The sequence below is a fragment of the Kitasatospora sp. cg17-2 genome (assembly GCF_054031055.1).
Genome location: NZ_CM132923.1, coordinates 5,799,169 through 5,822,623, shown reverse-complemented (window position 1 = coordinate 5,822,623; position 23,455 = coordinate 5,799,169). Strand labels below are relative to the sequence as shown.

22 protein-coding genes and 1 tRNA gene are annotated in these 23,455 nt (G+C 72.7%); 10 read left to right on the top strand and 13 right to left on the bottom strand.

The genetic code is table 11. The annotated features are described in order from the left end of the window. Nucleotides 1-181: 181 nt before the first annotated feature. Together ACW14Y_RS24580 and greA are read left to right on the top strand one after the other, a co-directional pair. Nucleotides 182-592, top strand: coding sequence for a DUF4307 domain-containing protein (locus tag ACW14Y_RS24580; RefSeq protein WP_380309599.1), 411 nt, complete (start codon nt 182-184; stop codon nt 590-592). Between the two features lie 339 nt (nt 593-931). Then, the gene (gene greA / locus ACW14Y_RS24575) at nt 932-1,432 is read left to right on the top strand and encodes a transcription elongation factor GreA (RefSeq protein ID WP_030397059.1); all 501 of its coding nucleotides are present in this window, start codon (nt 932-934) and stop codon (nt 1,430-1,432) included. 97 nt (nt 1,433-1,529) lie between these two features. Here greA and ACW14Y_RS24570 read toward each other — a convergent pair whose 3' ends face one another. The 3 genes from ACW14Y_RS24570 to ilvA all read right to left on the bottom strand — a co-directional run bounded on the left by ACW14Y_RS24570 (nt 1,530) and on the right by ilvA (nt 4,761). Continuing rightward, entirely contained in the window at nt 1,530-2,387 is an 858-nt protein-coding gene (locus ACW14Y_RS24570; RefSeq protein ID WP_380309780.1) for an ABC transporter permease, read from the bottom strand. 1 nt (nt 2,388) lies between these two features. Continuing rightward, on the bottom strand, nt 2,389-3,414 hold the full coding sequence (locus ACW14Y_RS24565; protein ID WP_266271244.1) for an ATP-binding cassette domain-containing protein: 1,026 nt from the start codon (nt 3,412-3,414) through the stop codon (nt 2,389-2,391). A gap of 135 nt (nt 3,415-3,549) precedes the next feature. Next, nucleotides 3,550-4,761, bottom strand: coding sequence for a threonine ammonia-lyase (gene ilvA, locus ACW14Y_RS24560; RefSeq protein WP_456983560.1), 1,212 nt, complete (start codon nt 4,759-4,761; stop codon nt 3,550-3,552). Nucleotides 4,762-4,883: 122 nt separating this feature from the next. On the opposite strand from ilvA, the gene ACW14Y_RS24555 reads away from it, so the two are divergent. Beyond that, on the top strand, nt 4,884-5,363 hold the full coding sequence (locus ACW14Y_RS24555; RefSeq protein WP_380309776.1) for a MarR family winged helix-turn-helix transcriptional regulator: 480 nt from the start codon (nt 4,884-4,886) through the stop codon (nt 5,361-5,363). A gap of 18 nt (nt 5,364-5,381) precedes the next feature. On the opposite strand, the gene ACW14Y_RS24550 is transcribed toward ACW14Y_RS24555, so the two are convergent. Then, on the bottom strand, nt 5,382-6,539 hold the full coding sequence (locus ACW14Y_RS24550; RefSeq protein WP_266271241.1) for a cystathionine gamma-synthase: 1,158 nt from the start codon (nt 6,537-6,539) through the stop codon (nt 5,382-5,384). Nucleotides 6,540-6,670: 131 nt separating this feature from the next. Here ACW14Y_RS24550 and msrA point away from each other — a divergent pair, with 131 nt between their 5' ends. After that, complete coding sequence (msrA, locus tag ACW14Y_RS24545; protein ID WP_380393356.1) at nt 6,671-7,342, top strand: peptide-methionine (S)-S-oxide reductase MsrA; 672 nt, start codon at nt 6,671-6,673, stop codon at nt 7,340-7,342. 119 nt (nt 7,343-7,461) lie between these two features. Further along, nucleotides 7,462-7,830 carry a cupin domain-containing protein gene (locus ACW14Y_RS24540; RefSeq protein WP_266271238.1) on the top strand — a complete coding sequence of 123 codons (369 nt, stop codon included), beginning with the start codon at nt 7,462-7,464 and terminating at the stop codon, nt 7,828-7,830. 36 nt (nt 7,831-7,866) lie between these two features. Here ACW14Y_RS24540 and ACW14Y_RS24535 read toward each other — a convergent pair whose 3' ends face one another. The 6 genes from ACW14Y_RS24535 to ACW14Y_RS24510 all read right to left on the bottom strand — a co-directional run bounded on the left by ACW14Y_RS24535 (nt 7,867) and on the right by ACW14Y_RS24510 (nt 13,729). Next, nucleotides 7,867-8,382, bottom strand: a complete 516-nt coding sequence (locus ACW14Y_RS24535; protein WP_380309770.1) for a DUF1203 domain-containing protein — start codon at nt 8,380-8,382, stop codon at nt 7,867-7,869. 113 nt (nt 8,383-8,495) lie between these two features. Next, nucleotides 8,496-9,335, bottom strand: coding sequence for a hypothetical protein (locus tag ACW14Y_RS24530; protein WP_456983556.1), 840 nt, complete (start codon nt 9,333-9,335; stop codon nt 8,496-8,498). Next, nucleotides 9,332-9,892 carry a SigE family RNA polymerase sigma factor gene (locus ACW14Y_RS24525; RefSeq protein ID WP_380309766.1) on the bottom strand — a complete coding sequence of 187 codons (561 nt, stop codon included), beginning with the start codon at nt 9,890-9,892 and terminating at the stop codon, nt 9,332-9,334. The genes ACW14Y_RS24530 and ACW14Y_RS24525 overlap by 4 nt, the downstream gene beginning before the upstream one ends. 90 nt (nt 9,893-9,982) lie before the next feature. After that, nucleotides 9,983-11,317 carry a L,D-transpeptidase gene (locus ACW14Y_RS24520; protein ID WP_455583955.1) on the bottom strand — a complete coding sequence of 445 codons (1,335 nt, stop codon included), beginning with the start codon at nt 11,315-11,317 and terminating at the stop codon, nt 9,983-9,985. A 173-nt stretch (nt 11,318-11,490) separates the two neighbouring features. Further along, entirely contained in the window at nt 11,491-11,829 is a 339-nt protein-coding gene (locus ACW14Y_RS24515; RefSeq protein WP_380309762.1) for a hypothetical protein, read from the bottom strand. A 496-nt stretch (nt 11,830-12,325) separates the two neighbouring features. Beyond that, nucleotides 12,326-13,729 (bottom strand): cystathionine beta-synthase, encoded by a 1,404-nt coding sequence (locus tag ACW14Y_RS24510; RefSeq protein ID WP_380309760.1) that lies wholly within the window; start codon nt 13,727-13,729, stop codon nt 12,326-12,328. Nucleotides 13,730-14,116: 387 nt separating this feature from the next. On the opposite strand from ACW14Y_RS24510, the gene ACW14Y_RS24505 reads away from it, so the two are divergent. The 3 genes from ACW14Y_RS24505 (at nt 14,117) to ACW14Y_RS24495 (ending at nt 17,787) form a co-directional block, all read left to right on the top strand. After that, nucleotides 14,117-15,241 (top strand): SGNH/GDSL hydrolase family protein, encoded by a 1,125-nt coding sequence (locus ACW14Y_RS24505; RefSeq protein WP_456983552.1) that lies wholly within the window; start codon nt 14,117-14,119, stop codon nt 15,239-15,241. 62 nt (nt 15,242-15,303) lie between these two features. Continuing rightward, entirely contained in the window at nt 15,304-16,524 is a 1,221-nt protein-coding gene (locus ACW14Y_RS24500) for an acetyl-CoA C-acetyltransferase (RefSeq protein WP_402725023.1), read from the top strand. Nucleotides 16,525-16,815: 291 nt separating this feature from the next. Continuing rightward, nucleotides 16,816-17,787 carry a hypothetical protein gene (locus tag ACW14Y_RS24495; protein ID WP_456983550.1) on the top strand — a complete coding sequence of 324 codons (972 nt, stop codon included), beginning with the start codon at nt 16,816-16,818 and terminating at the stop codon, nt 17,785-17,787. A 118-nt stretch (nt 17,788-17,905) separates the two neighbouring features. Here the strand turns inward: ACW14Y_RS24495 and ACW14Y_RS24490 are convergent, their stop codons facing one another. The 3 genes from ACW14Y_RS24490 to ACW14Y_RS24480 all read right to left on the bottom strand — a co-directional run bounded on the left by ACW14Y_RS24490 (nt 17,906) and on the right by ACW14Y_RS24480 (nt 19,542). After that, nucleotides 17,906-18,310 carry a hypothetical protein gene (locus ACW14Y_RS24490; RefSeq protein ID WP_456983548.1) on the bottom strand — a complete coding sequence of 135 codons (405 nt, stop codon included), beginning with the start codon at nt 18,308-18,310 and terminating at the stop codon, nt 17,906-17,908. A gap of 103 nt (nt 18,311-18,413) precedes the next feature. After that, nucleotides 18,414-19,322 (bottom strand): Bax inhibitor-1/YccA family protein, encoded by a 909-nt coding sequence (locus ACW14Y_RS24485; protein WP_380313140.1) that lies wholly within the window; start codon nt 19,320-19,322, stop codon nt 18,414-18,416. A 138-nt stretch (nt 19,323-19,460) separates the two neighbouring features. Beyond that, nucleotides 19,461-19,542: transfer RNA gene (locus ACW14Y_RS24480), tRNA-Leu, on the bottom strand. 304 nt (nt 19,543-19,846) lie between these two features. Here ACW14Y_RS24480 and ACW14Y_RS24475 point away from each other — a divergent pair. Continuing rightward, nucleotides 19,847-20,716 carry an ABC transporter ATP-binding protein gene (locus ACW14Y_RS24475; protein WP_456988242.1) on the top strand — a complete coding sequence of 290 codons (870 nt, stop codon included), beginning with the start codon at nt 19,847-19,849 and terminating at the stop codon, nt 20,714-20,716. A 54-nt stretch (nt 20,717-20,770) separates the two neighbouring features. Further along, entirely contained in the window at nt 20,771-23,329 is a 2,559-nt protein-coding gene (locus tag ACW14Y_RS24470) for an ABC transporter permease (protein ID WP_456983545.1), read from the top strand. The last annotated feature ends 126 nt before the right edge of the window (nt 23,330-23,455 follow it).

The following is a 23,455-nucleotide window of genomic DNA, read 5'->3' as shown; positions in this document are numbered from 1 at the left end:
TCCGAGCCGCTCTCGGGGCCGCGTCGCGCGGGAGCGGCCGCCGCGCACGGCGCGACACGGCCGAGCCCCGCCCCCGCCGGACCGGCCGCGGGCGTGCCCCTCCTATAGTGACGGACTGGAGGAGCCCCGCATTCCCCCGCACCACCCGCGCGGCCTCCTCCTCACGAGAGGACTGAGCCCCATGAGTGCTGGCACCCGGACCCCGCAGCTCCCCGAGGGGCGCTACGGGCGGCGCGGCGACCGCGAGACCGACCGCCGGCTCAAGGTGGTCGGCGCGGCCTGCGGGGTGCTGCTGCTGGGCCTGATCGCCTGGCTGGGCGGCTCGTACCTGATCCGGGAGACCCGGATCAACGGCACCGTGCCGACCTTCCAGGCGGTCTCGGACAGCGAGCTCCAGCTGCACCTGGCGGTGCGCAAGACCGAGGGCACGGCCGGCAGCTGCACCGTCCGCTCGCAGGGCGAGGACGGCGCGGTGGTGGGGGTCGCCGACTTCCCCGTCCCCGCGGCGGGCACCGGCTACGACGCGGTGGTCAGTCTGCGGACCACCGCCCGCGGAACCACCGCCGAGCTGCTGGGCTGCACCCCCGCGTAGAGCGGGGAACGACGACCCGCCCGGGAATCCGGTACCGGCCCGCCCGGGAATCCGGTGGCGGCCGACCCGGTGGTCGGCGCATATTCGTCCGGACGGACGGGCATCCGTAGGGGAGTCCCGACCACCGGTCCCGTACACCCCGGCGCAACGCCGCCGTCAATGACGCGCCAACGACCCTCCCGATTGTCGGCAGGAGTTGTTAGGCTCGTGGTTTCGCCCCTTCCGCACCAGCTGGTACGGGAGCGGGCGTTGCTTTGTAGTTAAGACCGTTATCAGCATCCACCTACGCGCTGACGACTCACACCCTCAGCACAGCCCCAGCACCTACGAGGAGCACCCGTGACCCAGACCAGCGAGAACGTGACCTGGCTCACTCAGTCCGGCTACGACCAGCTCAAGGCCGAGCTGGATCACCTGACCGGCCCGTGGCGGATCGAGATCGCGCAGAAGATCGAGGCCGCGCGTGAGGAGGGTGACCTCAAGGAGAACGCCGGCTACCACGCGGCCAAGGAGGAGCAGGGCAAGTACGAGCTGCGGATCCGCCAGCTCACCCAGCTGCTGGAGCGCGCCAAGGTCGGCGAGGCCCCGGCCGACTCGGGCGTGGTGGCGCCGGGCATGGTCGTCACGGTCGCCTTCGACGGCGACGTGGACGACACCATGAAGTTCCTGCTGGGCTCGCGCGAGGTGGCCGGCGACGACGACCTGGAGATCTACTCCCCGCAGTCCCCGCTGGGCCGCGCCATCGACGCCAAGACGATCGGCGACGAGGCGACCTACGAGCTGCCGAACGGCAAGCGGGCCATGGTCAAGATCATCGAGGTCAAGCCCTACACCGGCTGATCCTGCCCCCGCCGGTCCGGCGGACGGGCGAAGAGGGCGGCCGTGGCACCTGCCACGGCCGCCCTTCGCGTACGCGGGCGGCTCGGCCGCGTCCCGGTCAGCCCGCCGCCCTGCGGTACTTGCGCACCGAGAGCCAGGAGAACACCGCGATGATCACCAGCGACCACAGCACCGACATCAGCTCCGCGTGCTGCATCGGCCAGACGTCGTCCACCGGCCCGACCTGGTTGCCGAAGAGGTTGCGGCAGGCCTGCACGGTGGCGCTGAACGGGTTCCAGTAGGCGATCCCCTGCAGCCAGCCCGGCATCGAACTGACCGGCACGAAGGCGTTGGAGATGAAGGTCAGCGGGAACAGCCAGATCAGCCCGGCCGAGGTGGCCGCCTCCGGACTGCGCACCGAGAGGCCGATCAGCGCCCCGATCCAGGAGAACGCGTAGCCGAGCAGGAGCAGCAGCCCGAACGCGCCCAGCGCGGACCAGAACCCGTGGTGGATCCGCCAGCCGACCAGCAGCGCGACCACCGCGAGCACCACCAGGGTGAAGGCGGTCTGACAGAGGTCCGCCAGGGTGCGGCCGACCAGCACCGACGAGCGGGTCATCGGCAGCGAGCGGAACCGGTCCACCAGCCCCTTGGACATGTCCTCGGCGATTCCGGCCGAGGCCCCGGCCACCGCGAAGGTGACGGTCTGGGCGAAGATGCCCGCCATCAGGAACTGGATGTACGTCGAGGAGCTGGACTCCGTCCCGGGGATCTGGATCGCGCCGCCCATGACGTACGAGAACAGCAGCACGAACATCACCGGCTGCATGAGCCCGAACACCACGATCTCGGGGATCCTGGTCATCCGGCGCAGGTTCCGCTTGGCGACCACCCACGAGTCGTGCAGCATCGCGGCCGCGCCCCGGCGCTGCTTGGGCACCGCCCCGCCGATGGCGTGCTCGGTGGCACTGGTCATGTCACCGCTCCTTCCCCGCCGGAACGGCCCGCTCGTCCGTCCCGGAGCCGTCGGCGCGGCCCTTGCCGCCGCCCTCCTCCTGGTCGGCCTCGGTGTGGTGGCCGGTGAGCGAGAGGAAGACGTCGTCCAGGGTCGGCCGGCGCAGGCCGATGTCGTCGATCTCGATCGAGCGGGCGTCCAGCTCGCGGATCACGTCCGCGAGCACCCTGGCGCCGCCGCTGACCGGGACGGTGATCCGGCGGGTGTTCTTCTCCAGCGCCGGTTCGCCCAGCGCGTAGCCGGACAGCGCGGCCACCGCCTCGCCGACCAGGTCGGCCCGGTGCACCACGACCTCGATCCGCTCGCCGCCGATCTGCGCCTTGAGCTGGTCGGCGGTGCCGCGGGCGATCACCCGGCCGTGGTCGACCACGGCGATGTCGTGGGCGAGGCGGTCGGCCTCCTCCAGGTACTGGGTGGTGAGCAGCAGCGTGGTGCCCTGCTCGACGAGGGTCTCGATGACCTCCCACAGGGCGAGCCGGTTGCGGGGGTCGAGACCGGTGGTGGGCTCGTCCAGGAACATCACCGGCGGCCGGACCACCAGGGCGGCGGCCAGGTCGAGGCGCCGGCGCATACCGCCGGAGTAGGTCTTGGCGATGCGGTCCTTGGCCTCGGTGAGGTTGAACCACTCCAGCAGTTCCAGCGCCCTGGCCTTCGCGGCGCGGACCGGCATCTGGTAGAGCTCGCCGACCATCTGGAGGTTCTCGAAGCCGGTGAGGTACTCGTCGACCGCGGCGTACTGGCCGGAGAGGCCGATCAGGCTGCGGACCCGGTTCGGGTGCTTGAGGACGTCGACGCCGGCCACCGTGGCGCGGCCGGAGTCGGGCTGGAGCAGGGTGGTGAGGACGCGCACGGTGGTGGTCTTGCCGGCGCCGTTCGGGCCGAGCAGCCCGAGCACCGTGCCCTCGGGGACGTCGAGGCTGACGCCGTCCAGGGCTCGTACGTCGCCGAAGGTCTTCACCAGGTTCTCGGCTTGGATGGCTGGCGCCATGGGCCTGTCTCATCTCCTCGGGGAGGGACGGAAGGGCGGGGACGACTGCGCGGGACAACAATGCGGTCTGTCCCACTGTGCCCCCATTCCCGGTGGGCCAGCGAGTCCGGAGCCCCGGGCCCCGCCCGGGGACCACTACGCCGAGACCACGTACCCCGCGTCCCGCAGCTCGCCGAGCACCGCCGCGCAGTGCTCCGGCCCCTTGGTCTCCAGGTGCAGGTCCACCTCCACCTCGGTCAGCCCCAGCCGGGGATCGACCCGTACGTGCGCCACGTCCAGCACATTGGCGTCGACCCTGGTCAGCACCCCGAGCAGCCCCGCCAGCGCCCCCGGGCGGTCCGCCAGCCGCACCCGCAGCGAGAGGTAGCGGCCGGCGGCCGCCAGGCCGTGCCGGAGCACCCGCTGCATCAGCTGCGGATCGATGTTGCCTCCGGAGAGCACCGCCACCACCGGCCCCTCGAAGGAGTCCGGCCGCTCCAGCAGGGCCGCGATCGGCGCCGCCCCGGCCGGCTCCACCACCAGCTTCAGCCGCTCCAGGCCCAGCAGCAGGGCCCGGGACAGCGAGTCCTCGGACACCGTGCGGACCCCGTCGGCCAGGGTGTTGACGAGCTCGAACGGCACGTCCCCGGGCCGCCCCACCATGATCCCGTCGGCCATGGTGGCGAACCGCTCCAGCGAGACCGGCCGCCCCGCCGCCAGCGAGGGCGGGTACGCGGCGGCGCCCGCCGCCTGCACCCCCACCACCCGGACGTCCGGCCGCAGCGGCTTGACCGCCGCCGCGATCCCGGCCAGCAGACCGCCGCCGCCCACCCCGACCAGCACGGTCCGCACCTCGGGGCACTGCTCCAGGATCTCCAGCCCGACCGTGGCCTGACCGATCACGACGTCCCGGTGGTCGAAGGGGTGGATGAACACCGACCCGCTCGCCTCCGCGTACCGCTGCGCCGCCTGCAGCGCCTCGTCCACGGTGGTCCCGTGCAGCCGCACCTCGGCGCCGTACTCCCGGGTCGCCGCGACCTTGGGCAGCGGCGCGGCCAGCGGCATGAAGACGGTGGAGCGCACCCCGAGCAGGGAGGCCGCCAGCGCCACCCCCTGGGCGTGGTTGCCGGCACTGGCGGCGACCACCCCGCCCGCCCGCTGCACCGGCGAGAGGCCCGCGATCCGGACGTACGCCCCGCGCAGTTTGAACGAGCCGGTGCGCTGGAGGTTCTCGCACTTCAGGTGGACCGGAGCGCCGACCAGCGCGGAGAGGTGGCGGCTGCCCTCCATCGGCGTCGTCCGGGCCACCCCGGCGAGCATCTTCTGGGCGCCGCGGACATCGTCGAGGGTGATCGGCCAGCTGTGCATGACAGCAGCCTAGGGGTCGACGGCGCGCCGTCCGGGGACGTCGGCCCTGTTCCCGGGCCCGCCCGGCCCGCGTACGCTGCTGCTTCTGAGCCTCTCTCACCGCATGATGATCGTGAGCCGCGATGACGACGACCTCGCCCCTGGCCTCCGACCTCAACGACCCCGTGCACACGCAACTCCAGTACCAGCTGGCGGTGTTCGCCCGCAGAATGGAACAGGTCCGCGGATCCGACGGAGTGGCCGCCCTGGTCCGGGCCGCGTACCTGCTGCTGGAGCGGCTGGAGCGCCTCGGCCCCGCCAACGTCAAGGCCCTGGCCGACGCGCTGGGGGTCGACTCCTCCACCGTCACCCGGCAGGTCGCCCCACTGGTCGCGGCCGGCCTGGTCGGCCGGGTGCAGGACCCGGCCGACCGGCGCGCCGTCCGGCTCGCCCTGACCCCGCTCGGCGCCGACCGGCTGGCCGAAGTCCGGGCCGGGCGGACGGAGTTGACGCGCCAGCTGGTCGCCGACTGGCCGGCCGAGGAGCAGCAGGTGTTCTGCGCCCTGCTGGCCCGCTTCAACCACTCGATGGAGTCGTACTCGGCGGGCCGGCAGGGCGCCTGAAACCTGTTCCGGAAGGCGCTACTTGCCCAGCGCCTGCTGGAGGTCGGCCAGCAGGTCGTCGATCGACTCGATGCCGACGGAGACCCGCACCAGGTCGGCCGGCACCTCCAGCGCCGAGCCGGCCACCGAGGCGTGGGTCATCCGGCCCGGGTGCTCGATCAGCGACTCCACGCCGCCCAGCGACTCACCGAGGGTGAACAGCTCGGCCCGGTTGCAGACCTCGACCGCCGCCTCCTCGCCGCCGTTCACCCGGAACGACACCATGCCGCCGAAGGCCTTCATCTGCTTGGCGGCGATCTCGTGGCCGGGGTGCTCGGGCAGGCCCGGGTACAGCACCTGGCTGACCTTGGGGTGGCCGGCCAGCAGCTCGGCGACCTTCTCGGCGTTCGAGCTGTGCCGGTCCATCCGGACGCCCAGGGTCTTGATGCCGCGCAGCACCAGCCAGGCGTCGAACGGGCCGGAGACCGCGCCCATCGCGTTCTGGTGGTAGGCGACCTCCTCGGCCAGTCCGGCCTCGGCGATCACCAGGGCGCCACCGACCACGTCGGAGTGGCCGCCCATGTACTTGGTGGTCGAGTGCACGACCACGTCGGCGCCCAGCGCGATCGGCTGCTGCAGGTACGGGCTGGCGAAGGTGTTGTCGACGACCAGCAGCGCGCCGGCGCCGTGCGCGATGTCGGCCAGCGCGGCCAGGTCGGTGATGCCCAGCAGCGGGTTGGACGGGGTCTCCACCCAGACCGCGCGGGTGTTGGGGCGCAGCGCCTCGCGGACCGTGGACAGGTCCTGGGTGTTGGCCACGGAGAACTCGACGCCCCAGCGGGTCAGCACCTTGGCGAAGAGCCGGAAGGTGCCGCCGTAGGCGTCGTTGGGGATCACGATGTGGTCGCCCGGCTTGAGGATCGTGCGCAGGAGCGTGTCCTCGGCCGCCAGGCCGGAGGCGAAGGCGAGGCCGCGGGAGCCGCCCTCCAGTGCCGCGAGGCACTCCTCCAGCGCGGTGCGGGTCGGGTTGGCGCTGCGGCTGTACTCGTAGCCGCCCCGCAGGCCGCCCACCCCGTCCTGCTTGTAGGTGGACACCTGGTAGATCGGCGTGACGACGGCCCCGGTCTGGGGGTCTGCTTCCTGACCCGCGTGGATGGCGAGGGTCTCGAAGCCCTGGGGAAGCTGGTGCTCGGTCATGCTCCGAGCGTAGTCGGCGAACGCCGGGCTGCCGCCCGGAAGGCGTCCGGCCGCCGGGGAGCGGCCGGAATCCCCGGGCGGGCGACGGTGTTGGAACGTCCGCAACCCCTGTCGAACCGTTGGAGCAGGCCGTGCTGTTCAACCGCCACAAGACCTCGCTCGTCCCCGCCGACCAGGCACTGCCCGGCCGGGCGGCCCCCGGCTTCACCCTGGACGATCCGCACACCGTCCTCGGTCACCCGCTGACCGGCCCGTACCCCGACGGGTTCGAGGTCGCGGACTTCGGCCTCGGCTGCTTCTGGGGCGCCGAGCGGACGTTCTGGCGGCTGCCCGGTGTCTGGACGACGCTGGTCGGCTACCAGGGCGGGCACACCCCGAACCCGACCTACGAGGAGGTGTGCAGCGGCCTGACCGGGCACACCGAGGCGGTGCGGGTGGTCTTCGACCCGGCGGTGATCTCCTACGAGCGGCTGCTGAAGACCTTCTGGGAGGCGCACGACCCGACCCAGGGCAACCGCCAGGGCAACGACGTGGGCACCCAGTACCGCTCCGCGGTCTACACCCACTCCCCCGCCCAGGCGGCCACCGCGACCGCGACCAGGGACGCCTTCCAGCCGGCCCTGACGGCGATCGGCCTCGGCCCGATCACCACCGAGATCGCCCCGGCCGGCCCGTTCTTCGCGGCCGAGCCGTACCACCAGCAGTACCTGTCGGACGCCAAGAACCCGAACGGCTACTGCGGTCTGGGCGGCACCGGTGCCAGCTGCCCGATCGGGGTGGCCAGGACGGGTACCCAGGGCTGAGCCGCCGGGGTACCGCCCCGCGCCCGGCAGGCGCAGACTGGAGGGACCAGGAGGGCGGCCGCGCCACCCGCCCCGGTGGCGCGGCCGCTCCTGTCCCGAGGAGACCCGAGGAGCACCCCATGGCCGGTCTCATCCGCAGGAACTTCGACACCGAACCCGAGGAGGTCCGCCCGTTCGAGGCGGACACCGGCGAGCTGCGCCTGGTCCACCTGGACGCCGGGGGCGTCGGGCGGGCGGTGTTCCGGCCGGGCTGGCAGTGGTCCCGGCACGTCAAGCCGATCGCGAAGACCGACAGCTGCCAGGCCGCGCACGTCGGGTACATGATCTCCGGACGGCTGAAGATCGTCATGGACGACGGCGAGGAGAGCGAGTTCGGCCCCGGCGACTTCATGGTCTGCCCGCCCGGTCACGACGCCTGGGTGGTCGGCGACGAGCCGGCGGTCGTCCTGGACTGGCAGGGTTACGGGGACTACGCCAAGCGCTCGTGAGCACCCGGCCGGCGCCGGCCCCCCGCGCGTGCACGGTCAAGCCCGCCGGACCTCGTGCATGAAGCACCCGAACTCCACCGCCCGGACGTGCACCACGGCCACCTCCGGGTCGGCCAGCAGGTGTGCCGCGCCCTCCTCGGCGGTCTCCGGTCGCACCACGACGCCGCCGAGGATGTGCCCGCGCCGGTCGTAGGCGCGCAGCACCCGCTGCCCGCCGTGGAAGCCCTCCGGCCAGCCCTCCCCGGCCGCCGGGCCCTCGCACGGGCCGTCGTGCACGAACACCGGGCCGAGTTCCTCGTACGGGCCGGGCTCGGCCCCGGTCTCGGCGGCCCAACGCCGCAGCGGCGCGTAGCTCAGCAGGGCGATCCGCTCCCCGGCCCCGGCCCGGGCCAGGCAGCAGCGCAGCGGGGCGCCGCCGGTCTCGTCGACCGAGCGGACCGGCGGGCGGCCGGCGTCGTCGCGCACCAGCAGGGAGCGGTGCACGGCCGGGTCGATCGCCCGGACGGTCAGTACGGACGGGGCGGGCGGAGCGGGAGGAGTGGTGGTCGTCATGCCTCCACCCTCCCGCCGCCGCCCCCGGGAGTCCGGCGGATTTCGGCCCTCGCGTTCGGCCGCGATCCGCCGGCCCCGTCCTCCGTCCTCCGTGCGCCGTCGGCCGTCGGCCGTCAGCGCGCGGCCGGTGCGGCCGTCCCGCCGCCCGCGGTGGCCCAGGGGTCGGACCGGCGCGGGTCGATCAGGTCCGCGAGCCGCGTCCCGTCGGCGGCCCAGGCCGCGACGGACGGGGAGCCCTCGGGCCCGTTCGGGCCGGAGGCGGAGCGGGTGACACCGGAAAGCACCGCGTAGTAGGCGGTCCAGCCGTTCATCTCCGTGGTGGTGACCAGGGTGGCGAGGGCCTGGACGCCCTTGAGCTCGACCATGATCCGGGCCGGCGCCGGGCCCAGGTAGAGGCCGGTCACCACGGTCCGCTCGCCGTCCCCGACGCTCTGCGCGCCGACGGTGGGCGCGGTGTGGTCGAGGTTGTCGCTGGTGGCGTCGCGGCAGCCGAACGGCTGCTCCCACGTTCCGGTGGCCTGCTCCCACTTCTCGACGCAGGACCGGGTCGCGGTGACGCTCATCCGGTAGCCGTCGGCGATCGTGAGCTGCTTGCCGGGCTCCACCAGCCGGACCGGCGAGTCCGGCTGCGCCGCGGGCGCCGAGGAGGCCGCCGGGGTCGCCGTCGCCGCGGGGGCCGCGCCGGGCAGCACGGCGGCCGTCGTGGTGACCGCCGCCCCCGCCACGCCCGTCGCGCCGCCGGCCGGCCGGGGGTCGCCGAGGGTCAGCGCCGCCCCCCCGCAGACCAGGGCGACCGCCAGCGCGGCCGCCCCGGTGCCGACCCGCCGCCGGGCCCGGCGTCGCCGCGCCCCGGCGATGACCGCCGCCGGGTCGGGTCCCCCCGCCCCCCAGGCGGTGTCCTCCCGGGTCAGCAGCTCGCCGAGCCGGTCCTCGAATTCCGTGCCGCCGTTCATACCGCCACCTCGATGTCGCTCGGGTCGTGGCCCGCCGGACCGCCGGTGCGGTCGGCGAGCTCGGGCCGTGCGCGCAGCTTCGACAGCGCCCGGTGCAGCGTGGACTTGACCGTCCCGGGCGCGATGCCCAGTTCGGCGGCGGTCTCGGCCTCACTCAGGTCCCCGTAGTACCGCAGCACCACGACCGCCCGCTCGCGCCGGGTGAGGGCGGCCAGCGCCTGGCGCAGCAGGGCCCGCTGGGCCTGCTGCTCGGCGAAGTCCGCCGGCACCGGCCGGTCGGGGGCACGGTCGGTGGGCAGCTCGCGGTTGCGCGACCGCCGCCACCAGTCGCGGTGCTGGTTGACGACGATCCGCCGCACGTAGGCGGACGGGTCGTCCGCGTTCGCGGTGATCCTGGGCCAGTGCAGGTAGGCGCGTTCCAGCGCCGACTGCACGATGTCCCCGGCCCGGTGCGGATCACCGGTCAGCAGCTCGGCCAGCCTGATCAGCCGTGGCCCGATGCCGACCACGAACGCGCTGAACTCGGCGTCCAGGCGCTCCCTCTGCTCGCGTTTCACACCCCCCTGACTCCTCGGGGGGCGGGTGGGGTTCTGTCCCCGCGGCCGGGAATTCGCCGCGGGCGGGGCCGCCCGCGGCGCCCGGGGACGTCAGACCGCGCTGCCGGCCTTCCAGTCGGCCCAGCCCATGTTCCAGCCGTTGAGGCCGTTGGACGGGACGACGGTCTTGTCCCCGGAGTTGGTGACCTCGACCACGTCGCCGACCATCGAGCTCTTGAAGAACTTGTAGCCGTCGGCGTTGGCGTCCTGGCCGCCCTTGACGTCGCGCAGGCCGACGCAGCCGTGGCTGGTGTTCTGGCTGCCGAAGGTCGACGCGGGGGACCAGTAGTTGCCGTGGATGAAGGTGCCGGAGGTGGAGAGGCGCTGGGCGTGCGGCACGTCCGGGATGTCGTACTCGCTGCCGAGGCCGACGGTCTGCGAGTTCATCCGGGTCTGCTGGTACTGCTCGGTGATCACCATCTTCCCGCCCCAGGTGCGGAACTCGGGCGAGCCGCCGGAGATCGCGTAGACGGCGCTGACCTGGCCGTCGGTGGTGACGGTGAGCTTCTTGGTGGCGAGGTCGGCGACGCTGGTCTGGGCCCGGCCGACGGTGAAGCGGACGTCCTTGGACTGGGTGCCGTAGACGCCCTTGGCGCCCTGGACGTCCTTGAGCCGGAGCTTGACCGTGACCCTGGTGCCCTTGGCCCAGTACTGCTGCGGGCGGAAGTCGAGGCGGGTACTGGAGAACCAGTGCCCGACGATCTCGACGCCCGGCTCGGCCACCACGGTGATGGCCTGCTGGACGGCCTTGCGGTCGGTGACCGGCTTGCTGAAGTTGATCGAGACCGGCATGCCGACGCCGACCACCGAGCCGTCCTCGGGGGTGAAGTAGCCCACGAAGGTGTTGGCCGGCGTCGCGGTGGTGAAGACCGCGTTGGCGTCGGCCTCCAGCTTGTCCTTGTCGACGGCGGCGGCGGCCACCGTGTACTTGGTGCCGCTGGCCGGGGAGGCGGCGGAGGTCCAGACGGTGGCGTCGTCGGACAGCGCGCCGGCCAGTGCCTTGCCGGTGGAGTCGGTGACCTTGACCGAGGTGAGGGTGCCGCCGGCGACGGCGACCCGGACCGGGTCACTGAAGCCGGCCGAGGTGGTGCCGTCGGCCGGGGTGACGGTGATCACGGCGACGGAGGTCTTCGGGGTACTGGTGGCACTGGCCGTCGGCTGTCCGCTCGCGGAACCGGTGCCGGTGCCGGTGCCGGTGCCGCCGGATCCACCGGAACCGCCGGCGCCCGTCGTCCCGGTGCCCGCGCCGTTGTCCGCGCTCTTGGTGTCGTTGCAGGCCGCCAGCAGCAGCACCGGGGCACCGACCAGCCCGGCGAGTACGCCGCGTCGGCTCCAGTTGCTCGCGGCCGACCGGCCCTGACCGTCCCGTGCCGTCACGTCGCCCACTCCCTGCTGCTCATCCGGGCATTACGGATACAAAAACGCAATCCGTACGTTCACGGTTCCAACACCAACGGCTTGCGATCGTATGAGAAGACGAAACCAAGTGCCAAATATGGACAAAAAGCCCGACCTGCGGACAGCAGGCCGGGCTTTCGTCGGAAGTGTGCGGGCGAGCCCTACTCGGCCGACTCCTCCACCGAGTACTCGTCCCACTCCGCGTCCTCGGGGTCGAAGTCGGTGTTCGCCGACTCCCAGGTCGCCGAGGCGAGCTCGACGCCGGGGACGTCGCCGAGCAGCGCCACCGGGTCGATGAAGTGGGCGAGCGAACCCGCCGGGTCCACCTCGATGGCCTCGACGGACTGCGCGCGCTCCTCGTCGTCGAGGTACTCGTCCGCGGTCACCTGCTCGAGGGCGGCCGCCTTGAGGGCGCCCTCGTCGGTGATCTCGGCGATGAGCTCGATGCTGAGCCGGACGTAGCGCGGGCTGTCCTGGCCGGTCGTGTCAGTGCTGGTCATGCGCCGAGACTACGGGATCCCGCCCACCCGGAGGCGCCGGAGAAGGCCGGGAGGCGCCGGAGAAAAGCAGCGGGGCCGGTCCCCCTTCGAGGAGGGACCGGCCCCACCGCTTCCGCCCGGCTCCCCCACCCGGGAGCCGTGCGGACGCGCCGAGCGGCGCGGGTGTCCGGGAGCCGCCTCACCCTGGCAGCCGGCCGGAGCCGGGCAGGGGCGGGACGACGACGTCTCCGCGGACAGGGACACCACCGGCCGGGTCAGGACCGACCGTCGTGCCCGGGACGGACGAACCGCCGGGGAGCCGCTCCCGGCCGGTCGTTGTCGTCCCGTTCGGCGTCTTGTTGCCGTGTGCACAACCATGCCGCAGTCGTGTTAAGCCCGTGCTGCACGGAGATGACGCCGGTGTACCGGTTCGCCCGGAAACGGAACCGGTACCGCACGGTTCCTCAGCCACCGGGTCGGGGGCGGCGGCTGACCGCGGCTCGGCGCGCGGCGGGGCTCAGTGGCCGAGGCGGCTGCCGGCCAGGAAGCCGAGCAGGTCCTGGCGGGTGACGATGCCCTGCGGCTTGCCCTCCACCAGCACCACCGCGGCGTCGGCCTTCTCCAGCACCGACATCAGGTTGGTGACGGTCTCGCCCGAGCCGACCACCGGCAGCGGCTTGGACATCACCCGGTCCAGCGTGTCGGTCAGCTGGATGTCGCCAGCGAAGACGCCCTCCAGCAGCAGCTTCTCCGCCACCGAGCCGATCACCTCGCCGGCCATGATGTCCGGGTGGCCGGCGCCCGGCGAGACCACCGGCATCTGCGAGACGCCGTACTCGCGCAGCACCCGCACCGCCTCGGCGACGGTCTCGTTGGGGTGCATGTGGACGAACTGCGGAATGCCCTCGTGCTCGATGGCGTCCTTGCGGGCCAGCACCTCGCCGATGTGCGCCTCGTCGGTGGCGGACGGCAGGAAGCCGTAGTCGGCCATCCAGTCGTCGTTGAAGATCTTCGAGAGGTAGCCCCGGCCGCCGTCCGGCAGCAGCACCACGACGACGTCGTCCGGGCCGAGGCCGCGCGCCACCTCCAGCGCGGCGACGACCGCCATGCCGCAGGAGCCGCCGACCAGCAGGCCCTCCTCCTTGGCCAGGCGGCGGGTCATCTGGAAGGAGTCCTTGTCGGAGACGGCGACGATGCCGTCCGCGACGTCGCGGTCGTAGGCGGTCGGCCAGAAGTCCTCACCGACGCCCTCGACCAGGTACGGCCGGCCGGTGCCGCCCGAGTAGACCGAGCCCTCCGGGTCGGCGCCGATCACCTTGACCTTGCCGCCGGAGACCTCCTTCAGGTAGTTGCCGGTGCCGGAGATGGTGCCGCCGGTGCCGACGCCCGCCACGAAGTGGGTGATCCGGCCGCCGGTCTGCTCCCACAGCTCCGGACCGGTGGAGTGGAAGTGCGAGGCCGGGTTGTCCGGGTTGGAGTACTGGTCCGGCTTCCAGGCGTTCGGGGTCTCCCGGACCAGGCGGTCGGACACGTTGTAGTACGAGTCCGGGTGCTCGGGGGCGACGGCGGTCGGACAGACGACCACCTCGGCGCCGTAGGCGCGCAGCGTGTTGATCTTGTCGGTGGACACCTTGTCCGGACAGACGAAGATGCACTTGTAGCCCTTCTGCTGGGCCACGATCGCCAGACCGACACCGGTGTTGCCGGAGGTCGGCTCCACGATGGTGCCGCCGGGCTTGAGGGCGCCCGAGGCCTCGGCGGCCTCGATCATCCGCATGGCGATGCGGTCCTTCACCGAGCCGCCGGGGTTGAAGTACTCGACCTTGGCGAGCACGGTGGCGCTGATCCCCTCGGCGACCTTGTTCAGCTTGACCAGCGGCGTGTTGCCGACCAGGTCGATGATCGAATTGTGGTACCGCACGGGGGTCCTCCCGGTGTGTGGGCATACGAGTGCTGTCGGTACCGCAAGCCTAGGGCGTGTCTTTCGGATCCCGTCGGATGGGCGGGCGTCGTTGGGGTGCGTGCATCGGCGGTGCCGAGGAGGGAGTCCATGCGGTGGGGGCACCTCCCGGCCGGAGGCTGGGGGCCATCGGCGACCGACGAGAAGCCGGCGAGGTGCGTGCCCCGGCGGCGACCGCCCGGCGGGATCCGGAAGACACGCCCCACGTACCGGGCGCCCCGGAGAGCCCGTGCGCACCACGAACGGCCCACCCCCGTCGTAGGCCGCGTCCCGGGCGGGTACTAGGGGTGTACACGCATCGGGAACGGCACCCGTCGGGGTGGCACGAGGACGCGAAGGGGGCACCGGGTGCCAGGAACACAGCAGTCGCGGGCCCGGGTGGCCCGGCGGATCGCCACCGCGGCGGCGTACGGCGGCGGCGGGCTCGGGGTCCTGGGGGTGGGCCTGGTCGGCCTGCTGCTGACCGAGAGCAAACTGGCCGTCCAGGCCATCGGCATCCTGGACGGCGACCCGCCGAGGGCCGACGGCGTCTACGGCGAGGCCTTCGCCGACAGCGCGGCCGAGCCGCAGCCGCCGCTGGTCCTGGCCTTCCTGGGCGACTCCACCGCGGCCGGGCTCGGGGTGCTGCGGGCCCGGGAGACCCCGGGGGCGCTGCTCGCCGCCGGCCTCGCCTCGGTCGCCGAGCGCCCGGTCCGGCTGGTCAACGTGGCCTTCTCGGGCGGCCGCTCCGCCGATCTGGCCGGCCAGCTGGAACAGGCCCTGGCCTGCCGCCCGGACATCGCCGTGATCATGATCGGCGCCAATGACGTGACCCGGCACAGCCCGGCCCAGCTCGCGGTGCGCCAGCTCGGCGAAACGGTCGCGGCGCTGCGCGCCGCCGGCTGCGAGGTAGTGGTCGGCACCTGCCCCGACCTCGGGACCATCAAGCCGGTCCGCCCGCCACTGCGCTGGGTGGCCCGCCGGGTCAGCCGCCAGCTGGCCGCCGCGCAGACCATCGCGGTGGTGGAGGCGGGCGGCCGGACGGTCTCGCTCGGCTCACTGCTCGGCCCGGAGTTCGCGGCCAGGCCGGAGATGTTCGCCGCCGACCGCTACCACCCCTCCGCCCAGGGCTACGCGACGGCCGCGATGGCCGTCCTGCCCTCGGTCTGCGCCGCGCTGGGCCTCTGGCCGCAGGAGGAGCCGGCCGACGGGCCGGTCCCCGGCGGGGCGGTGCTGCCGGTGGCGGTGGCCGCGGCGGCCGCGGCCGACCGGTCCGGCAGCGAGGTGGCGGCGGTCGGCGGCGGCGAGGACGGCGCGGCCGGGCGCTGGGCGCTGCTGCGCCACCGGCTGCGGGTCGGCCTGCCGGGCTCCTGGGTCGCCGGGGAGCCGGTCGGCGGGCCCGCCGGGGACCTGTCCGGGGGGCTCTCCGGGAGCGCCGGCCCGGGACCCGGCAACACGTCGGCCAGCTCACACACCGGGGCGGGTGACGACTGAGCTACCAGACGGTAACTTTCCTCCCGGACGCCTGTCCGCCGCCACTCAGCGAGGAGCCCGCCATGCCCGAAGCCGTCATCGTCAGCGCCACCCGTTCGCCGATCGGCCGGGCCTTCAAGGGCTCCCTGAAGGACGTCCGCCCGGACGACCTGACCGCGCACGTCATCCAGGCCGCGCTGGCCAAGGTGCCGCAGCTCGACCCGCGCGAGATCGACGACCTGATGCTCGGCTGCGGCCTGCCCGGCGGCGAGCAGGGCCACAACCTGGCCCGGATCGTGGCGGTGCAGATGGGCATGGACTACCTGCCCGGTGCCACCATCACCCGCTACTGCTCCTCCTCGCTGCAGACCACCCGGATGGCCCTGCACGCGATCAAGGCCGGCGAGGGCGACGTCTTCCTCTCGGCCGGCGTGGAGACCGTCTCCCGGTCGGTCCACGGCACCTCGGACGGCATGCCCGGCACCATGAACCCGCTGTTCGGCGACGCCCAGGCGCGCACCGCCAAGCGGGCGGAGGAAGGCGGCGGCGAGTGGCACGACCCGCGCGAGGACGGGCTGCTGCCGGACGCCTACATCGCGATGGGCCAGACCGCCGAGAACCTCGCCGCACTCAAGGGCATCACCCGCGCCGAGCAGGACGAGTTCGGCGTGCGCTCGCAGAACCTCGCCGAGGCCGCGATCGAGGCCGGCTTCTGGGAGCGGGAGATCACCCCGGTCACCACCCCCGACGGCACCGTGGTCTCGACCGACGACGGCCCGCGCGCGGGCGTCACGCTGGAGGGCGTCTCCGGTCTCAAGCCGGTGTTCCGTCCCGACGGCACGGTAACCGCCGGTAACTGCTGCCCGCTGAACGACGGCGCCGCCGCCCTGGTGATCATGTCCGACACCAAGGCCCGCGAGCTGGGCATCACCCCGCTCGCCCGGGTGGTCTCCACCGGCGTCAGCGCGCTCTCCCCCGAGATCATGGGCTACGGCCCGGTCGAGGCCTCGAAGCAGGCGCTGAAGCGGGCGGGCCTCTCCATCGGCGACATCGACCTGGTCGAGATCAACGAGGCCTTCGCCGCCCAGGTGATCCCCTCGTACCGGGACCTCGGCGTCGACCTGGACCGGCTGAACGTCAACGGCGGCGCGATCGCGGTCGGCCACCCCTTCGGCATGACCGGCGCCCGGATCACCACCACCCTGATCAACTCGCTCCAGTGGCACGACAAGCAGTTCGGCCTGGAGACGATGTGCGTCGGCGGCGGCCAGGGCATGGCGATGGTCCTGGAGCGCCTCAGCTGACCTCGCGCTGTCAACCCCGAAGGGTCCAGACCACCCATTTGGAGTGACGCAGCGTAATTGAGGGCCGGATCACACCGCGAGGTCGATCCGGCCCTCTTTTCTGTCATTTCCGGACCGGAAATCGACGGTGCGGAGCGGATCAACTCCGCTGCGTAGAGCGGTCCTACCTAACAATTTGGGGACAAGAGCGAAAGTCACCGACAAATTGGACATTGGCCACTGCGGTAACACCACCGGATGGGGCAGTGTGGAGAGGTAACCCCGTTCCACTCCTCCCTAGGAGTACGTTCCGTGAGCGCCGTCTACACCATCCTGTTGCTGATCCTGATCGCCGTGTCGACCGCCGTGCTGGTCCACCTCCGCGGAATCTCCCGCCGGTTGGACGCACGGGCCGCCGTCGCCCCGAGCATCGACGAGACCGCGATACGCCGGGCCGTCGCCGAGGCCCTGGCCGCCGACCGCGAGCGGGAGATCACCGAGGCCCGGGCGTTCTGGGCCGAGCAGGAGGCCCGCGCGGCCGAGGACGCGCCGCTGTTCGACTCCCCGTTCGCCGGTGTCTTCAGCACCGCCGACGAATGGCCGCTCTTCTTCCCCCGGCCCACCGGGCCGAACGAGGCCGCCGACAACGCCGACCACCCGGGCACCATGGACCCGGAGTTCGGCGAGGCCCTGCGCTCGGCGCTGGAGGACCTCATCGGCGACGGCGGCACCCGGCCCGCCGGGACCGGCCCCGAGGGCGGCAGCCCGCTGCGCCCCGCCCACCCGGCCGGCCACCCCGCCGGCGGCCACCCGGCCGGCGAGGGCACCGGGGACGCCCGGGCCCGCCGTGAGGCCGACCTGCTGGCCACCGGCCTGGAGGCCGGGCTGCTGGACGCCGAGGCCGCCGCCGTCGAGGAGGCCCCGGCCACCGCGCCCGACCCGCGCCGCCACCCCTCGCACCCCGACTTCGTGCCCAGCCAGACGCCGTCCCGGGAGTGGACCGACACCCGGCTGACCACGCTGGCCGAGGAGGGCACCGCGCTGATCGACGTCCGCCCCGGGCCGCTCGGCACCCTGGACGTCTACGCCTTCGCCGACGGCACCACGCTCTGCGTGGCCCCGGGCGACCGCGAGGCCGCCTACCGGCTGATCGACGCCGTCCGGGCCGGTGAGAACGTCCGACTGCTCGGCGGCTCCCGGTTCTCCGGCTCCTACTCGCTGACCTTCTCCACCGACGAGGACGCCGTGTACGTGCTCGCCGACCGGGTGGTGGCCAGCATCTGACCCGGGCGCGCCGACGGGCGCGCGCCGACGCCGGAGGGCCGGCCGGATCGAGGGGGTTACCCGATCCGGCCGGCCCTCGGCGTTCCGCCAGTTGTTCCGCACGGCACCACCGGGCCCGTCAGAGCGCCGCCGAGGCCTCCGCCAGCCGTCGCACGGCCAGGACCCGCACCGCGTCCGCCGCCACCGCCGGGGCGTCCGGCAGGGCCACCGCGGCGTCCCCGGGCAGCGCGGCCAGGGCCGCCGCCAGGTCGTGCCCGACCACGGCGAGCTGGTCGCCGACGGCGAACGCCCCGGCGTCCGGCAGCTCGTGCGCGGGCGGGCCCTCCGCCCCGCCGTCGGCCCGGACCGCCTCGGCGGCCCGCGCCGTCACCGCCAGCCAGCGGGCCAGCGCCAGTCCGACCGCGGCCCGTGAGGGGTGTCCGGGGACGGCGCCGAGCAGCCGGCTCTGCGGCATCGCACGGAACCGGTCGGCCAGCGCGTCGACGGCCTCGGCCAGGGTCTTCTCATCGGACGTCTCGGACATGCGGCGAGCATACGGGCCACCTGGCACGAAAGCCGCCGGGCCCCGGAGCGGTCGCTCCGGGGCCCGGCGGCAGTGGTGGTACAGCGGGTCGTACGACCGAGGATCAGTCGTCGCCGCGCAGGATCGCGATCAGCCGCAGCATCTCGATGTAGATCCAGACCAGCGACAGGGTGAGCCCGAAGGCCGCCCGCCAGGACTCCTTCTGCGGCGCGCCCTGCGCGATGGCCTCCTCGACCGCCGCGAAGTCCAGCGAGAGGAAGAACGCGCCCAGGCCGATGCCGACCAGGCCGACCACGATGCCCAGCGGGCCGCTGCGCAGCCCCATGTCGGCACCGAACAGCGAGGCGACCATGTTGATCAGCATCAGCAGCACGAAGCCCATGGCGATCGCGATGCCGATCCGGGTGTAGCGCGGGGTGACCCGGATCCGCCCGGTCTTGTAGGCGATCAGCATCGCCGCGAACACCGCCGCGGTGCCCAGCACCGCCTGGATCGCGATGCCCTCCCAGATGGTGTTGAACACCTTGGTGATCGCGCCGAGCGCGAAGCCCTGGAGGCCCGCGTAGAGCAGGATCAGCGGCGGGCTGACGCTCCGCTTGAAGGAGATCACCATGCCGAGCACGAACGCGATCAGCGAGGCGACGCCGGCCAGGCCGAAGTTCCGGTCCGGCAGCGCGAACCAGGCGAGACCGCCGGCCGCGACCAGCGTGAGCAGCGTCATCGCGGTGCGCGCGACCACGTCGTCCAGCGTCATCCGGCCCGTCGCCGCGGGACCGGCGGAGGGCGCGTTGTACATCTCGACGAGCTGCTCGTCGGTCAGCGGCGCACCGCCCTGGGGCTGCTGGCCGTAGGGGTTGTTGGCGTACGGGTTGTTCCCGTACGGATTGTTGCCGTAGGGGTTGCCTGCGCTCGGGCTCCCGGCCGACGGGGTCTGGGTGGTCCCGAAACCCGCGTAGCCGGACTCGCGGGTGAAGGACCCCTCCCGCGAGAAGACCGGGTTGCTGCTTCTCATTGCTCATTCCCTCCGTGGCGGCACTGCACCGCCCGCAGCACAAGGGTAATGGCTTGGCAAAGGGATCGGCATCCGCCGCGAGAAGGATTCGGCCGCTGACGTCCGGCGGGGACGCCGGTCGGCGTCCCCGCGAGTCGGTGCCCAGAGCCGGACTCGAACCGGCACGGCCTTTCGGCCAAGCAGTTTTAAGCTGCCCGTGTCTGCGTTCCACCATCTGGGCTTCTGCGGACCCGGCCCCGCCGACGGAACGGAGAGCAACGCTCCGCCCCCGTGCGAGCCACCCCTGAGCCTAGTCGCCCGACATCCCCTTTCGCATGTTCCGAGGCGGGGAAGTTGTCATGTTTCCTTGCCATCTGACGAACAGTTCGTGATTTGGCCACTCGACCCGCTCGATCCGGCCACCGGCCTTCCGCTCAGGGTCGGTGTCATACCGCAGGAGGAGGGCGCCACCTGGGCGTACGCCCAGCGGTGGTCGGGCCAACCGTCCGGCGGAGCGACGAGAAACCATGATCACCGGAAGGAGCATGGAGGCACGGCCGGACGCCCCTGGAAGGGCCCCGGCCGGCCAGCCTCCGGAGCCGTACGGCCCGGTCCGCCATGCCCGACCCGAGGAGCACCCCGTGACCACGTCGACCGCAACCGCCGTCCGTACCGGCCGGGCGGCCGCCCGCGCCACCGGCCTGAACAAGGTCTACGGGGAGGGCGAGACCCGCGTGGTCGCCCTCGACAACGTCAGCGTCACCTTCCCCCAGGGCGAGTTCACCGCGATCATGGGCCCCTCCGGCTCCGGCAAGTCCACCCTCATGCACTGCATGGCCGGCCTCGACACCGTCAGCTCCGGCTCCTCCACCATCGGCGACACCGAACTCGTCGGCCTCAAGGACAAGCAGCTCACCCAGCTGCGCCGCGACCAGATCGGCTTCATCTTCCAGGCCTTCAACCTGCTGCCGACCCTCACCGCCCTGGAGAACATCACCCTCCCCATGGACATCGCCGGCCGCAAGGCCGACAAGCAGTGGCTCGACCGCGTCGTCGAGACCGTCGGCCTCTCCGGCCGCCTCTCCCACCGCCCCAGCCAGCTCTCCGGCGGCCAGCAGCAGCGCGTCGCCTGCGCCCGCGCCCTCGCCTCCAAGCCCGACATCGTCTTCGCCGACGAACCCACCGGGAACCTCGACTCCCGCTCCGGCGCCGAGATCCTCTCCTTCCTGCGCAACTCCGTCCGCGAACTCGGCCAGACCGTCGTCATGGTCACCCACGACCCCGTCGCCGCCGCCTACGCCGACCGCGTCGTCTTCCTCGCCGACGGCCGCATCGTCGACGAACTCACCAACCCCACCGCCGACACCGTCCTGGACCGCATGCGCCGCTTCGACGCCAAGGGCCGCACCAGCTGACGCAGCACGCGCCGCCGTCCGTCCCTCCGCAGACCCCAGGACCCAGGAAACCCCATGTATCGCACCGCACTGCGCAACGTGCTGGCCCACAAGGGCCGACTGCTGATGACGGCGCTGGCCGTCATGCTGGGCACCGCCTTCGTGGCCGGCACCATGGTCTTCTCCGACACCTTCGCCAAGGCCATGCGGGAGAGCAACTCCAAGAGCTACTCCGACGTGTCGGTCCAGATCGTCGACGACTCCGCCGGTGCCACCGCGTCCCTCCGGGAGAAGAGCGACAAGAACGCGGTCACCCTGACCGACGCCACCGTCCAGCAGCTCGCCGCGCTGCCCGGCACCGCCGGCGCCCGGGGTGTGGTCAGCGGCTTCACCGGTGTCGCCGACAAGAAGGGCGACCTGATCGGCCAGTCCTGGACGGCCAGGGGCGCCAACTTCGCGCCCGGCCCGGACGGCAAGGACGCCCGCTACCCGATGGCCGAGGGCCAGGGGCCGAAGAACGGCAAGGAGGTCGCCCTCGACCGGAAGACCGCCGAGAAGGGCGGCTACAAGGTCGGCGACACCGTGCGCGTCGCGGTCAACGGCCCGGTCATGGAGGCCAGGCTCACCGGCGTCTTCACCACCGACGACCCGACTGTGAACAGCGGCGGCACGCTCACCCTGTTCGACCGCGCGACCGCGCAGCAGATCCTGCTGGAGCCCGGCCGCTACAGCAGCGTCGTGCTCACCGCCAAGCCCGGCACCACCCAGGACACCCTGCTCTCCCAGGTCAACCAGAAGATCCGGCCCGAGCAGCAGATCGAGACCCGCACCGGGGCCGAGCTCAAGGCCGAGGAAGAGCGGATGATCACCAAGGAGACCGAGAGCGTGCGCACGATGCTGCTCGCGTTCGCCGGGATCTCGCTCTTCGTCGGCATCTTCATCATCGCCAACACCTTCACCATGCTGGTCGCCCAGCGCACCAAGGAACTGGCCCTGCTCCGGGCGATCGGCGCCAGCCGCAAGCAGGTGACCCGCTCGGTGCTGATCGAGGCGCTCGTCATCGGCACCGTCGCGGCCGCGGCCGGCCTGGTCGCCGGCCTGGGCATCGGCGCCGGCCTGCAGTCCCTGATCGCCTCGCTGAACGACAGCCTCCCGACCGGCCCCCTGGTGGTCAAGCCCGCGACCGTGGTGGTCACCCTGGCGGTCGGCGTCCTGGTGACGGTGCTCTCCGCGCTGCTGCCCGCCGTCCGCGCCGCCCGGATCGCCCCGGTCGCCGCGATGAGCAGCGGCGACCAGCCCGCCACCCAGAAGTCCCTGGTGGTCCGGAACGTGATCGGCTCGCTGGTGGCCGCCGCCGGCATCGCCCTGGTCGCCTTCGGCGCCTCCAAGGGCAACTCGGACGGCCGGATGCCGGTCGCGCTGGGCGCCGTGCTGACCGTCCTCGGTGTGTTCGTCCTGCTGCCGCTGCTCTCCCGCCCGGTGATCGCCCTGGTCGGACCGGCCCTCGGCAAGCTGTTCGGCATGCCCGGCAAGCTGGCCCGGCAGAACGCGGTGCGCAACCCGCGCCGGACCGCCGCCACCGCCGCCGCGATCACCATCGGCCTCACCCTGGTCAGCGGTCTGACGGTGATCGGCGCCTCGGTCTCGGACACCGTGGACCGGGCCATCACCAGCTCGATGAAGGCCGACTACCTGATCTCCGCGGCGAACCGGATGAGCCTGTCCGACAAGGTCCCCGCCGAGGCCGCGAAGGCCGCCGGAGTGGCGGCCTCCTCACCGCTGACGCAGGTCGAGTGGGACCTCAACGGCAAGTCCAGGCAGATCACCGGCCTGAACGCGGACAGCCTGGACAAGCTGCTCACGGTGAAGATGAAGAGCGGTTCCTCCGCCTCGTTCGGCCAGGGCAAGCTGCTGCTCGGCGAGGACGTCGCGAAGAAGCTCGGGGTCGGCACCGGCTCCACCGTCGAGGTGGGCTACCCCGGCGACGCCAAGGGCACCCTGACCGTCGGCGGCGTCTACGAGACGAACGACCTGCTCGGCGGGGCCATGCTGGCCAACAGCGAGATCCTCAAGCACGACCCCCAGCCCTACCTGGACAGCGTCCTGGTCAAGGGCACCGACGGGGAGACCGAGGCGCTGCGGAAGGCGCTCAAGGACTCCACCGGCGCCAACCCGGTGATCGAGGTCAAGTCGCGCCAGGACGTCCGGGACGGCTTCAGCCAGAACATCACCTTCGCGCTGAACATGATGTACGGGCTGCTGGCGATGTCCGTGGTGGTCGCGGTCCTCGGGGTGATCAACACCCTGGCGATGTCGGTCTTCGAGCGCAAGCGCGAGATCGGCATGCTGCGGGCGATCGGCCTGGACCGCTCCGGCATCAAGCGGATGGTCCGGCTGGAGTCGGTGGTGATCTCGGTCTTCGGCGCCGGCATCGGGGTCCTGCTCGGCTGCTTCACGGCCTGGGCGATCAACGGCACCCTCAAGTCCGCCCTGCCCACCATGACCACGGTGCTCCCGTTCGGCCAGCTGCTGCTCTTCCTGGCCCTGGCCGGCCTGGTCGGCGTGGTGGCCGCCTTCTGGCCGGCCCGCCGGGCCGCCGGGCTGGACATCCTGGACAGCATCAAGACGGACTGACCTCGCACACAGCACGAAGGCCCCTGCCGGGTTCGGCAGGGGCCTTCTGCTGCTTCTGTACTCCGCCCGACTCTTACAGCCGGCTGAGCACCACGGAGGTCGTGGTCCGGCAACGCTGCCGGGCGG